This window comes from Neobacillus drentensis (assembly GCF_036962125.1).
GTDB lineage: Bacteria > Bacillota > Bacilli > Bacillales > Cytobacillaceae > Neobacillus > Neobacillus drentensis_B.
The window spans coordinates 498096-510543 of the sequence record NZ_JBALOA010000014.1 but is presented as its reverse complement, the minus strand read 5'-3'; the positions used below and the strand labels follow the sequence as shown (position 1 = coordinate 510543).

Genomic DNA, 12448 nt, shown 5'->3' with positions numbered 1-12448 from the left:
TTTCCATAAGAACAAAAGGCGCAAGCGCCCGTTTAGCGGCGTATGGCCTGGAGCGCTCCAACTGAGATAAAGGAAACACGGAGAGCGTAAGCGATTCGATGTTGACTTATCGTAGGGCGGAGAGCGAAGGACACTAGCCGTTGGGCGCTGGAGCCAGATAGTGCTCACATTGACAAATAAAATACCGCCGAAAACTCGGCGGCTAGTCTGCTATTTTTTTTAATTTATATTGTAAGGTCTGCCTAGGAATCTCTAGAAGTTTTGCTGCTTGATTAATGTTTCCTTCTGTTATCTCAAGAGCATTGAGAATCAGTTCCTTCTCTAACTTTTCGATATTTTTTCTTAAAGAAAGATTTTCCATTTCGCCTTGATTACTTGGGATTAGTTCGGGAAGGTGTCTTAGCATGTTAGGTAAGTCTTCATATCTCAACCGGTTTGCTTCACAAACATTCATCATATATTCAATCGTATGTTTTAATTCCCTTACATTCCCTGGCCATTGATAATTAAGTAAAAATCGCTCCAACTTCATTTCGCAACCACTAATAAGCTTCCCCAGTTTTTGATTAAATTCATTGATAAAATGCTCTGTTAAAAAAAGGATATCTTCATTCCGATCCCGTAAAGGAATAAGAGAAAAAGTAAATACATTGAGGCGGTAGTAAAGGTCCGCGCGTAAGGTTTGATTTTGAAGGGCATCACTTGGATAAACATTCATGGCGGCGATCACACGCACATTCACAGAAATATTCTGAGAACTGCCGACTCTTCGGACCATGCCGTCCTCTAATACCCTCAATAGTTTTGCTTGGAGTTCAATCGGCATCGTATGTAATTCATCAAGGAAAAGGGTACCACCATCAGCCAGTTCAAATAACCCTTTCCGGTCAACTGCACCAGTATAGCTCCCTTTGGCGGTCCCAAAAAGGATGCTTTCCAAAAGTGTTTCAGGAATGGCCGCGCAGTTTTGAGCAATAAACGGTTCGCTTGAGCGAAGGGATTCATGATGCACTCCTTGAACGAATAGTTCTTTTCCTGTACCTGATTCACCATAAACGAGAATGGGAGCATTAGATTTTGCTAACTTCTTAGCCACTGCTTTAATCCGTTGAAAATCCGGATTGACTGTCATTAAATCATTCAAAGTATAAGTAACCTGCTTCAACACTTTTTTCTTTGGGCTTTTATTCAACCCTTTTTGTAAGTCTAATAGTCGCTCCGCAAGCAATTTCATTCGCGAATAATCCTTGGCAATTTCCACCGCGCCAATAATGTTGTCACCGAGGAAGATAGGCAGAGTTGTGTTAATCGTATCGATTCTTGTCCCATGCAAGTTCATATAAACCTGAGTTTGGTTGTAAATGGGCTTTCCCGTTTTCATTACCTTTAACAACGTGCTCGATTCTTCAGTAAGGGAAGGAAAGGCATCAATTAAATACTTACCCTGCACTTCCTTCACATTCATACCATCGTGTTTAGCAGCGACTTCATTATAAAAAATAGTTTTCCCTTCTGTATTAACCACATGAATCCCTTCATCGATGCCTTTTAGAATAGCGGTAAGAACTTCTTGGGTTAAAGCGTTTAACATAACCATTCATTCACCACCTCTTATTGCGATTCATCTAGGTGCCAGGAAATCGGCACTTATCAGCCGAAATTTTAGCAGGTTGCCAGATTTTTTACCCACATATTCATATTTTCAAGCTTGTCATAAATATAGCAATTATTCATAAACCTGCCCCGATACGAATAGCCCAATTGAAATAACACAGCATTCATTCCAAAAGATAACGATCGGGCAATAGAATACACACAATAAATTCCTTTCCGTTTCAACTCCACTTCTAATTCCTGAAGAATAATTTTCATAAGCCCATATTTCCGGTGTTCCGTCAATGTGGCGCAATCCGTTAGTTCGGCATTTTTATAATAGGAATTAACTTCCGCTGAGGCGGCACTAACGATTTTCCCTTGATAAAAGAAAGTGTAATAAATCGTTCCCTCTTTCATGGTCTTTTTGATATACTCCGGATCATGTAACGGAGTCGGATAAATTTGAAATACCTGCCGGTAGAGTGCAGCAAGTTCCTTGGCACAACTCTGATCCGCCTGGTGTAACTCATATTCTTTTGGTGGAAACGCCTTTTGCACGGTCGTATCTAATTGATAGATACTGTGAATCATCCCATCCTCAATCACCCAATGATCATTTTTCTTGCGCTCTGGCGTGTAAAACTTTGAAAAAAAATGAGCATCAGAACCTAGGAAATAGCGGTCAACAACGGCTTCCGGCTGAAGACCTTTTTCTAGGAATGTAAAGTAATCTTTCGAACGGACTTTAACAATTAACTTTTCAGCCTTGTGAACTGCGACCAGCTCTTCGGCCTTCTCAATGAGCAATTTTGTATTACCACGATAATCATCGACACGAATCCGTTTATTAAATGGATCAAGATAAATTTCGAGGTAATAACTGCTTTCCTCTATAAGAATAGTGGATGCTGTTTGGTTCATCAGTTTCACCCTTTTTTGATAATTTCCTAGCAATCTCTAAAAAATGTCTGGCCAAGATAAGCCAGACATTTTTTAGATTACTCCATCACAATAAAATCCTTCAAACGAATCTCTTTAATATAATTATAACAATTATTAATATTAAAAGAGGAAAATATTTCTATTTACTCCGCCACTTCGCACCATTTTAATAGAGTTAAAGCGATAATTTCACTGGCAGCAAACATATCCTCAAGAACGATATGTTCATTAGCGTCATGGGCTGTTTCTGTTATTCCTGGCCCAAAGACAACAACGGGTGTATTTCCAATCGTTGAAAGGATGCCGCCATCTGTCCCCCATGGGCTTGCCTCAACGATAGGACTATTACCCATAATTTCGATAAAACTTTTCGTCAATTCATTCATTAAGGGATGGTCATTTTCGAGACTGCCAGGCAGCCATCTTCCCCCAAACCACTCTAACCTAAGCGGATTTTCATGGAGCCACTCATCTTGTTCATATAACTCACCAAGAAATTTAACCATTTCCTCCTGTGCTGATTGAATTGTTTCTTCCGGTGAAACCCCCATTCTCCCTTCAATAATGGCAGTGTCAGGTACCGAAGAAGGCCATTCACCACTCAAGAGTTTACCGATATTGATTGGGATCGGAATGGGGATGTTTTCAAACAGAGGATCTGTAATGCTGGCATTTCTACTTTTCTCTAATTGTTGTAAACTTTGAATAACGACAAGCGCTTTTTCAATGGCGCTGACCCCTTTGTATCGCGTCCCGCCGTGTGCTGCCCTGCCCTTCACAGTAATTCTGAACCACATCGAACCTTGCTGCTTAGGAAATATTTTCAAATTGGTCGGTTCAGGAATTATCGCTCCATCAGCTTGATATCCTCTGAGAACAGCCGCAAGGGTTCCAGCCCCACCGCTTTCCTCTTCAATAACACTCTGAAAAATGACATCACCCTTCAGTTTAATTCCATTTGCTATTATGGATTCGATTGCCATCAATAGTGCGGCGTTTCCTCCCTTCATGTCGGTGGATCCTCTTCCATATAGCTTCCCATTCTCAATCGTCCCGCTGAACGGATCATGGTCCCAAGTTAATTCATCACCAACGGGGACGACATCAATATGACCATTTAATATGATTGATTTGCCTCCTCCCGTCCCTTTTAACACGGCAACCAAATTGGGGTTCCCTTCGAAACTATGACGATCACAACAATAAGCGGGGTGTGCTTTTAATTCATCAGCGTCGATTTCCCAAATATCAAGGGTTAAACCCAGCTGTCGGCATTTTTCGATAACAATCGCCTGTGTACTACTTTCATTTCCACGCGTGCTATTCTCCCTAACAAGGATTTGTAATAGTCTGGCACCACGCGCTCGATTCTCCTTTAGCCAGCGTTTGATGCGCATTTCATTATTGTCCAAACGAGTCACTCCTTTTAGAATGATTCTCCTTAGTATGGAATCATACGAACTGTTTCGCGTATTTTGAATTCACAGCCTGTTTTATTGACAACCGTTTCTAAACTGTAGGGAGCAAACAACTCTGTTAAAAGCAGCCCCTCCCCCGTTACAGAGAAAACCGCTAAATCAGTGATAATGAGATCAACACAAGCAGAGGAAGTTAACGGCAAGGTGCAAGAGCTGACAATTTTGGGATTTCCTTGTTTGTCACAATGATTCATAACCACAATCACCTTTTTTGCTTTTTGGGCGAGCTCCATCGCGCCACCCATTCCGGGCACCTTTTTCCCAGGGACAATCCAGTTAGCCAGGTCCCCGTCTTTACTGACTTGAAGCGAACCTAAAATGGTTATATCCACTCTGCCACGGCGAATCATCCCAAACGAAACGGCACTATCACTGTAAGACCCGCCTTGGTTCAGCGTAACGGGAAATCCTCCGGCATTACATAAATTTTCATCTTCTTCACCCTTATTAGGGCTGGGTCCCATGCCGGTAATGCCGTTTTCAGCGTGAAACATTACTTTTGTCTCACGGGATAGGTGGTTCGGAACGAGCGAAGGGATTCCAATTCCAAGATTGACAACCATACCCGAATGAATTTCCTCTGCAGCCCGTTTAGCCATTTGATTTCGAACGTCTACTCCCAAGCCCATTTCCAATTGACCCCCTTCGATAAAATCACATAATCCACAAACACTCCAGGAGTCATGATTGCGTCGGGATCAAGACTGCCAAGCGGGACAATTTCTTCTACTTCGGCAATCGTGATATTTCCTGCCATTGCCACTAACGGATTGGTATTGCGGGCACTTTTGTCATATATTAAATTCCCATACTCATCTGCCTTCTTGGCATAGACTATGGAAACCTCTGAAGTTAGGGCTGTTTCAACCAAATATCTCCTATCTGATAGAGAAATATATGGTTTCCCTTTCACAACTAGTTCATTGTCCATACCGATATCAGACAAAATCGCTGGGAGACCCACACCGCCCGCACGAATTCTTTCCGCTAATATTCCCTGTGGTGAAAACTCTACCTCTAATTTCCCCTCATGCATCAGCTGTCCTGCGATTGGATTAGAGCCAATATGTGAGGCAATGACCTTTGCAGCTCGTTTCTGGCTTACTAATTTCCCGATGCCAATATGCGGGAAGCCCGTGTCATTTCCTATTAATGTGAGATCCCGGACTCCCTTTTCAAGAATTGCATCAATCAAGCCTGGAGGTGTTCCCACTCCGCCAAAGCCGCCAAACATCAAGGTCATTCCATCATGGAAATATTCCATCACAGCATCGATTGTGGTAATCTTTCTAAAGGCATTTTCCACTTACTAATCCCCCCTTTACTCAACCCGCTTGATTATGAAAATCTTGAAAGGTTTCTTTTAGTAAATCGACTAGTTCATTTATTTCTTGTTTAGTAATGGTCAGTGGTGGTGAAATAATAATCGAGTCGCCGTTTATTCCATCAAGACCTGCGCCTGCTGGATAGACAAGTAGCCCTTTTTCTTTCGCAATCTCAACCATTTTTTGAGTTACCATCTCGTTTCTTGGATATGGTGTTTTGGAAACTGCATTCTGAACAAACTCGATTCCAAGTAACAACCCTTTGCCACGGACATCCCCAATAAACGGGAAGAGTCGCTGTAAATTTTTCAGCTGGTCCTTTAAGTACACACCTTTTCTTTCAACCTCTTGGATAATATTGTTATCCTCTAAATATTCAAGCACGGCTAAGGCAGCTGCACATGCCTGGGGATTGGCACTTAAAGTATGACCGCTCATGACAGCCTTAGTTCCAGCCAATATCGGTTTGATAACTTTTTCACTGGCGATGGCTGCGGCAATTGAAGCATACCCCGCACCCATCCCTTTTCCTAAAGCGACAATATCAGGAGTGATTCCCCATTGTTCACAGGCTAGCATCGTTCCGGTCCGGCCGCAGCCTGTCATGACTTCATCAGCGATAAACAGGATATCATAGTCCTCACATATTTTCTTTAAGACCTTATAATAGTCTGGGGGCGGGGCGATGGCTCCGCCTGCCGCACCGATTACGGGTTCGGCAATAAAAGCGGCGATTTGATTCGCTCCAATCCGCCTAATTGCCGTTTCCAGCTCATGGGCACATAAATAGTTACAGCTCGTGGACTCGAGGTTATATGGGCAGCGGTAACAATAGGGGGGATGGATGACTGGAAAATCCTCTAATAGTGGGACAAACCTTGCTCTCCTACTTGTATGCCCAGACATCGAAAGGGCTCCTAAGGTAATCCCATGGTAGCTTACCCATCTTGAAAGTACTTTGGATTTCGTTTGCACCCCTTGTTCCTGCCAATATTGAATCGCCATTTTCATAGCCGTTTCTGTCGCCTCAGAACCACTGTTCACGAAGAAACACCAATTAAGATCCCCAGGTAGCATACCAGCAAGCTTACTTGCCAAATTTTCAGCGGCATCACTCGTAAATTGAGAGCGATACACAAACGAAACCTTTTTCGCCTGTTCATTCATGGCTTCAATAATTTCAGGTACCCCATGACCAATATTGGCCGTTACTGCACCGGAAGCTGCATCTAAATACTTGTTTCCATCTGTATCAAATAAATAAATTCCTTTCCCATAGTCAATAACAGGATAGATGTCATCAAGCATTGGCTTTATTAGAAAAGAATGATCCATAGGGATTCACTTCCTTATTAAATTAGGCAGGCCTTATAGAAATTGTATGAATGTTTAATATGTTTCTTTCGTGTTATTTATAAAAGAAAAACAGGACAGTAAAGCACTCTTTTACAATTTAAGAGGATTCAGATAGAATTACTGTTAGAATAAAGAAGGAATGAATCCGATGAGTACAATTAAAAAAATGAAGTTTAAAAAGAAAGAGTTTTCCACAATTCAATTAATCGTTATTTTCTATTTCTCAGCCCTACTCGTCTCGACACTTTTATTAAAAATTCCAATAGCCCACCGCGAAAATGTTTCGCTAAGTTTTATTGAAGCTTTGTTTACCTCAGCTAGTGCCATCAGTGTTACGGGATTGAGTGTCATTTCCATTAAAGACACCTTTAATAATTTCGGAATATTTCTCTTATGTATCATTCTCCAATTGGGTGGATTAGGGGTCATGTCTTTAAGTACCTTCCTTTGGATCATGCTTGGGAAAAAAGTAGGCTTAAAGGAAAGACAACTGATTATGATTGATCAAAATCAATCAAACCTATCGGGATTGGTCCAACTGGCAAAACGGGTCTTAATTATTTTTATTTCGTTTGAATTTGTGGGTGGAATCATTTTGGGGTTTCGATTTATGAACTATTTTGATGGAACTTTTTCTGCATTCAAACATGGATTTTTCGCATCCATTAGTGCCACGACCAATGCTGGATTTGATCTTACCGATGCATCACTGAGTCCTTATAGCGGGGACTATTATGTACAAACGGTGATTATTTTGTTGATGATTGTAGGGGCGATTGGCTTTCCGGTCATGACTGAGGTGTATGAATTTTTCTTAAACCTGAATAAACGGAAGAAATTTCATTTCACGCTTTATACAAAGTTGACTACGATAACGTTTGTTCTTCTTACCCTCTTTGGTGCATTAATTATCTTCATTTTTGATAGTCATCACTTTTTTTCTGATAAAAATTGGCATCAATCTTTTTTCTATTCGTTATTTAATTCTGTCACAACGAAAAGTGCTGGGTTAGCGACCATGGACATCAATGATTTTACACCGAGCAACCAACTATTTCTGTCGATCTTAATGTTCATCGGCGGCTCACCAAGCAGTGCGAGCGGAGGAATTCGAACCACTACGTTTGCCATCATTATTTTAGCAATCATATTTTACGCACAAGGAAAAAGCTCGGTTAAAATCTTTAAAAGGGAACTGCTTAATGAGGATGTAATGAAATCCTTTATCGTTGTCACAACGGCCGCGTTATTATGTATTTTTTCTATTTTAGTATTATCGATGACTGAAAATGGGACTGTCCTTGAGGTCATTTTCGAGGTCTCATCTGCGTTTGGAACGAATGGATTGTCGTTGGGGTTAACACCTAGATTATCTACATTCGGACAAATTCTCATTATCATCCTTATGTTTATCGGGAGGGTTGGAATTGTTACTTGCTTACTGATTTTAAGAAACAAAGACAGTAAGGAGAAAATCAAATACCCCAAAGAGAAAGTACCGATAGGATAAATAAAATGAAAACGGCTGACCTGTCAAAGTCAGCCTTTATCTCATTCAATTAACAACAGCCCCAGCTTGCCCCGATGATAATCAATAGGATAAATAGAACGACAATTAGCGCAAATCCTCCGCCAATTCCACAGCCTCCTACCGGACCTACTGGATATGCAGGGTAACCGCAACCAACACCACAACCACCAAAACCGCCACCATAACCGTACATTCATTCTCACTCCTCACAAAATTGTTTCTTAACACTGTTACAATATGAAGTAGGTACTTGACCCGTCTGTGCATTCGCCTATATTATGAAAGACAATGATAAAAAATTGTGGGTGAAATGATGAAATCAATAGTGAAAAATTTTATTAACGGTATTTTAACCATTGTCCCTATCATCCTTGTGGTCTATGTTATTTACAAAACTTTTCTTTTCTTGGATGGCTTGCTGGGGAATACCCTGAGACCATATTTAAAGGAGGATTACATCCCGGGGATTGGATTACTGTCAACCATTATCTTGATTACAGTTTTAGGATGGATGTCTACGAAATATTTTTCAGGGAAAATTATCAGATGGATTGATATCCTGCTTGATAAAATCCCTGTCGTTAAAACCATCTATTCCGTCATTAAGGACACCGTACAATCCTTTTTAGGCGAAAAAAAATCCTTTTCCAAAGTTGCGCTAGTTGTGATACCAGGAACCGAAATGCGGAGCCTCGGGTTTATTACCTCTGAACAATTAGAGGATTTTTATTCTCCGTTAAAAGACCATGTGGCCGTGTATATACCTCAAACCTTTCAAGTGGCAGGGTTTACCTTTTTGATTCCTAAGGAACAGGTAGAAGTCATTGATGTTAAACCTGAGGAAGCCATGAAATTTATCCTCTCCGGCGGGATGACATCAACCTCCAAACAAAAGGCAAAATAAAAAGCCGCAAATGCGGCTTTATTATTTTGCTTCAAATAGCTTAGCAAATTCCCCGTAACCTTCTTCTTCAAGCTGATCTTTTGGAATAAACCGTAAGGCCGCTGAGTTGATACAATAGCGCAGGCCAGTTGGTTCCGGTCCATCAGGAAACACGTGTCCCAAATGGGAATCAGCCGATTTACTTCTAACTTCGGTCCGTGTCATAAAATGACTGAAATCAGCTTTCTCAATCACTTCTTCGTCTTCAATGGGTTTGGTAAAACTCGGCCAGCCGCAGCCGGCATCAAACTTATCTAGCGAGCTAAACAACGGTTTTCCTGAAACAAGGTCCACATAAATTCCTTCTCTTGTTTCATTCCAGTATTCATTTCGAAACGGAGGTTCCGTCCCATTATTTTGTGTGACTTCAAATTGGATTGGTGTTAAATCCTTTTTTAGTCGATCAAGGTCTTTGTTTTTCATAATTATTTTCCCCTCCAATGACTCTGAATAAAACCAGCTCGTCCGGAGCCTACATGATAGGATTCATAATGTGCGCGATTTTTCTTATAATAGTGCTGGTGATAATCTTCGGCTGGGTAAAAAGTCTTCGCCGGCAAAATAGGTGTCACAATTGGTTTTGTAAAACGGCCACTTTCCTGTAAGGCTTGCTTGGATTGTTCAGCAAGCTCTTTTTGTGTTTCGTCTTGGTAGAAAATCGCTGTTTGGTAGGATTGCCCTCTGTCATAAAACTGGCCGCCTGGGTCAGTTGGGTCGATTTGCTGCCAGAATAATTCAAGCAATTTTTCATAAGGAAAGATGTCAGGGTCATAGGTAATTTGGACAGCTTCATAGTGACCGGTTGTATCCGAACAAACTTGTTCATATGTCGGGTTTTCAACACTGCCGCCAGTATAACCGGAAATTACACTCTTAATTCCTGGCTGCTCATCAAATGGTTTTACCATACACCAAAAACAACCGCCGGCAAACGTTGCTACTTGATAATTCTTTTCCATACGCCACCCCTTAAATATATTTGGCTTTGAGTACGAGTATACAGAAAGTAAACGGAAAAAGAAAATTTTCTGACCATATAAAAAGCTGAACAAGTATAGCCTGCATCGACCTAACTTGTTCAGCTTACCCTATTTAATAATTCTTGCGCTGTTTAATTTGTTTGTTGATACTCTTCCATTGCTTTTTAACTTCTGCTTGGGCGCGTTTATCAGCCTTTCTTTCGATAAAGGCTAATTCCTTTTGAAGTTTATTGTAACTGGTTAACCGTTCCACTAAGAGTAATCCATCTTGAATCGCTTTTACAACCGCACAGCCAGGCTCATTCTTATGTTGACAATCGCGGTAGCGACAAGTAGAGGATAGTTGTTCAATTTCTGAAAAGGTTTCCGTTAAGCCGTCTGTGCTCTCCCAAAGCTGTAGTTCCCTCATTCCCGGGGTATCAATTAATACACACCCATTAGGGAGAAGAATTAGTTCACGGTGCGTTGTGGTATGACGCCCTTTATCATCTGTCAAACGTATATCCTGAACCACTTGTTTTTCCCTTCCTAAAAGGCGATTTGTTAACGTTGATTTCCCTACCCCTGAGGAACCAAGTAAAGCGATCGTTTCACCAGGCTGCAAGAATGGTTCAATTTTCTCAAATCCGCTCATTGTTTCTGCACTCACAGCAATAACGGGAACGCCTCCTAAGCTAATCGCTTCCACTTCAATTAACTTCAGTTCAAGGTCGTGACAAAGGTCCGCCTTACTCAGAATAATTACAGGATTTGCCCCACTCTCCCAGGCAAGCAGCAAATAGCGTTCAATTCTTCTTAAATTCAAATCTTCATTCAGAGAATTGACGAGAAATACAGTGTCAACGTTGGTCGCAACTATTTGCTCTTCGGCAGTCAGGCCTGCAGATTTTCTTGAAAATTTACTTTTCCGCGGCATGATGGCCAAAATCGTTCCTTTTCCTTCGTTACTCCTCGGCTTAAGTGCAACCTAATCACCAACAGCCGGGAAGTCCTCTCGATTAAGGGCATTAAAACTAAAACGTCCCGAAACCTCACATAATAATTCACCCTGCTCTGTCCAAACCCTGTACATTCGTTTATGTTCAAGTGCAACACGACCAAGAATCATTTCTTCATTTGTATTTAAAGTATAAAAATCATTTTTTATTTTTTCAGTTAAACCCATTGTTGCTAAATTCATGTTTATTCCTCCGCGAATATTATTTATTTTTTCATAATAAAAAACCACAGGCATACACAGCCCATGGTTTTATTCGCTTTTTTGGAATAAAGGACAAAGGAACCCTAACGAGTTAAACATTGGGCTGTGCAAACAACGATATTCAAATAACGGAAAACTCTCATCGTTTCAATTAACATTGCACGTCACCCACTTTCTAACATATTTGTTATAAGTATATGTGTAAAATTTCCATTTGTAAATAAAAAATAAAAATATTCCATATTTGTGCAGCAGAAGTTAGACACCTACCTATTTAAGCTTGAATAAATTATCGTGTAAATCTAAATGACAGGAGTTGATAATATGTCTGAGAAAAGAACTTATTCCGATTATCTTCAAAGAGCAGCTATGTATAATGAGTTAGCCCAATTTTATAAATACTCATTTCCGAACTTACACATGCAGTATTATCTAAAACATCTAAAATACATGAATAAAGCGATGAACTTCATGAGAACAAATCCCCAACCATTGCATGGTGAGGCCACTGTCCGCTTCCTTCATACCTCAAATGATTCCCCAAATGTAGATATTTATATAGACGGAAAACGAGTGGTCAGAGACCTACCATTTATAAATGTAAGTAACTATCTAACATTAAAAGCTGGGAAACATCATATTGATATTTACCCAGCAGGAAATATGGTCGACAGCGTTTTAAACAAAAAAATTACCTTGGAACCTGGTAAATCATACACACTTGCCACTATTGATTCAGTAAAGAAAATGCGCTTATTGGTTTATCAAAACAAACCAAGGGTCCCGGTAAATGAATCCAAAGTTCGATTTATTCACTTGTCACCAGCTACTCCTCCATTGGATATTGCTGTGAAAGATAGAGATGTCGTCTTTCCGAAAGTGTCCTATAAGCAATCCACTGAATATTTGGGCCTAACTCCGATGACCGTTGATTTAGAGGCTAGAGAAGCTGACACGAAGAATGTATTACTGCCGATGCCAAGGGTTCAATTTATGCCTAATGAAAGCTATACCATTGTCTTTGCTGCTCTTTCTAATAATGAACGAGAATTCCAATATATTAAAATTAAGGATTAGAAGAAAATAGGTGCCTCCT

General features: G+C 40.6%; 12 protein-coding genes and 1 pseudogene. 3 read left to right on the top strand and 10 right to left on the bottom strand.

All coding sequences use genetic code 11. From position 1 onward, the window contains the following. Nucleotides 1-202: 202 nt before the first annotated feature. The 6 genes from V7121_RS14350 to V7121_RS14325 all read right to left on the bottom strand — a co-directional run bounded on the left by V7121_RS14350 (nt 203) and on the right by V7121_RS14325 (nt 6676). Entirely contained in the window at nt 203-1597 is a 1395-nt protein-coding gene (locus V7121_RS14350; protein ID WP_335546892.1) for a sigma-54 interaction domain-containing protein, read from the bottom strand. A gap of 65 nt (nt 1598-1662) precedes the next feature. Further along, nucleotides 1663-2517 (bottom strand): putative beta-lysine N-acetyltransferase, encoded by an 855-nt coding sequence (gene ablB, locus V7121_RS14345; RefSeq protein WP_335500249.1) that lies wholly within the window; start codon nt 2515-2517, stop codon nt 1663-1665. A 164-nt stretch (nt 2518-2681) separates the two neighbouring features. After that, nucleotides 2682-3950, bottom strand: coding sequence for a peptidase (locus V7121_RS14340; RefSeq protein ID WP_335546890.1), 1269 nt, complete (start codon nt 3948-3950; stop codon nt 2682-2684). A 29-nt stretch (nt 3951-3979) separates the two neighbouring features. Then, complete coding sequence (locus V7121_RS14335; protein WP_335546888.1) at nt 3980-4645, bottom strand: 3-oxoacid CoA-transferase subunit B; 666 nt, start codon at nt 4643-4645, stop codon at nt 3980-3982. Continuing rightward, a complete protein-coding gene (locus V7121_RS14330; protein WP_335500450.1) occupies nt 4630-5280 on the bottom strand; it encodes a CoA transferase subunit A in 651 nt (216 codons plus the stop codon). Before V7121_RS14330 ends, V7121_RS14335 begins: the two co-directional genes overlap by 16 nt. A gap of 61 nt (nt 5281-5341) precedes the next feature. Continuing rightward, nucleotides 5342-6676, bottom strand: a complete 1335-nt coding sequence (locus V7121_RS14325) for an aspartate aminotransferase family protein (protein ID WP_335546885.1) — start codon at nt 6674-6676, stop codon at nt 5342-5344. Between the two features lie 169 nt (nt 6677-6845). Here V7121_RS14325 and V7121_RS14320 point away from each other — a divergent pair, with 169 nt between their 5' ends. Next, nucleotides 6846-8207, top strand: a complete 1362-nt coding sequence (locus V7121_RS14320; RefSeq protein ID WP_335500256.1) for a TrkH family potassium uptake protein — start codon at nt 6846-6848, stop codon at nt 8205-8207. A gap of 49 nt (nt 8208-8256) precedes the next feature. On the opposite strand, the gene V7121_RS24940 is transcribed toward V7121_RS14320, so the two are convergent. After that, complete coding sequence (locus V7121_RS24940) at nt 8257-8334, bottom strand: YjcZ family sporulation protein (protein ID WP_420490618.1); 78 nt, start codon at nt 8332-8334, stop codon at nt 8257-8259. 207 nt (nt 8335-8541) lie between these two features. Here V7121_RS24940 and V7121_RS14310 point away from each other — a divergent pair, with 207 nt between their 5' ends. Then, complete coding sequence (locus V7121_RS14310) at nt 8542-9132, top strand: DUF502 domain-containing protein (RefSeq protein ID WP_335546904.1); 591 nt, start codon at nt 8542-8544, stop codon at nt 9130-9132. Nucleotides 9133-9153: 21 nt separating this feature from the next. Here the strand turns inward: V7121_RS14310 and msrB are convergent, their stop codons facing one another. The 3 genes and pseudogenes from msrB to rsgA all read right to left on the bottom strand — a co-directional run bounded on the left by msrB (nt 9154) and on the right by rsgA (nt 11331). Next, nucleotides 9154-9594 carry a peptide-methionine (R)-S-oxide reductase MsrB gene (gene msrB / locus V7121_RS14305; protein ID WP_335500260.1) on the bottom strand — a complete coding sequence of 147 codons (441 nt, stop codon included), beginning with the start codon at nt 9592-9594 and terminating at the stop codon, nt 9154-9156. Between the two features lie 2 nt (nt 9595-9596). After that, nucleotides 9597-10130: a peptide-methionine (S)-S-oxide reductase MsrA gene (gene msrA / locus V7121_RS14300; RefSeq protein WP_335500262.1), complete on the bottom strand. Its 534-nt coding sequence runs from the start codon at nt 10128-10130 to the stop codon at nt 9597-9599. Nucleotides 10131-10263: 133 nt separating this feature from the next. Beyond that, a pseudogene (gene rsgA, locus V7121_RS14295) lies at nt 10264-11331 on the bottom strand (ribosome small subunit-dependent GTPase A). 345 nt (nt 11332-11676) lie between these two features. Between rsgA and V7121_RS14290 the strand changes: the two are divergent. Beyond that, on the top strand, nt 11677-12429 hold the full coding sequence (locus V7121_RS14290) for a DUF4397 domain-containing protein (protein WP_335546884.1): 753 nt from the start codon (nt 11677-11679) through the stop codon (nt 12427-12429). Nucleotides 12430-12448 lie beyond the last annotated feature (19 nt).

Excerpts from the sequence above, each read along its gene's own strand:
- V7121_RS14350 (WP_335546892.1), bottom strand. The coding sequence starts at position 1,597 with ATGGTTATGTTAAACGCTTTAACCCAAGAAGTTCTTACCGCTATTCTA.
- ablB (WP_335500249.1), bottom strand. The coding sequence starts at position 2,517 with ATGAACCAAACAGCATCCACTATTCTTATAGAGGAAAGCAGTTATTAC.
- V7121_RS14335 (WP_335546888.1), bottom strand. The coding sequence starts at position 4,645 with ATGGGCTTGGGAGTAGACGTTCGAAATCAAATGGCTAAACGGGCTGCA.
- V7121_RS14330 (WP_335500450.1), bottom strand. The coding sequence starts at position 5,280 with ATGGAATATTTCCATGATGGAATGACCTTGATGTTTGGCGGCTTTGGC.
- V7121_RS14325 (WP_335546885.1), bottom strand. The coding sequence starts at position 6,676 with ATGGATCATTCTTTTCTAATAAAGCCAATGCTTGATGACATCTATCCT.
- V7121_RS14320 (WP_335500256.1), top strand. The coding sequence starts at position 6,846 with ATGAGTACAATTAAAAAAATGAAGTTTAAAAAGAAAGAGTTTTCCACA.
- V7121_RS14310 (WP_335546904.1), top strand. The coding sequence starts at position 8,542 with ATGAAATCAATAGTGAAAAATTTTATTAACGGTATTTTAACCATTGTC.
- msrB (WP_335500260.1), bottom strand. The coding sequence starts at position 9,594 with ATGAAAAACAAAGACCTTGATCGACTAAAAAAGGATTTAACACCAATC.
- msrA (WP_335500262.1), bottom strand. The coding sequence starts at position 10,130 with ATGGAAAAGAATTATCAAGTAGCAACGTTTGCCGGCGGTTGTTTTTGG.
- V7121_RS14290 (WP_335546884.1), top strand. The coding sequence starts at position 11,677 with ATGTCTGAGAAAAGAACTTATTCCGATTATCTTCAAAGAGCAGCTATG.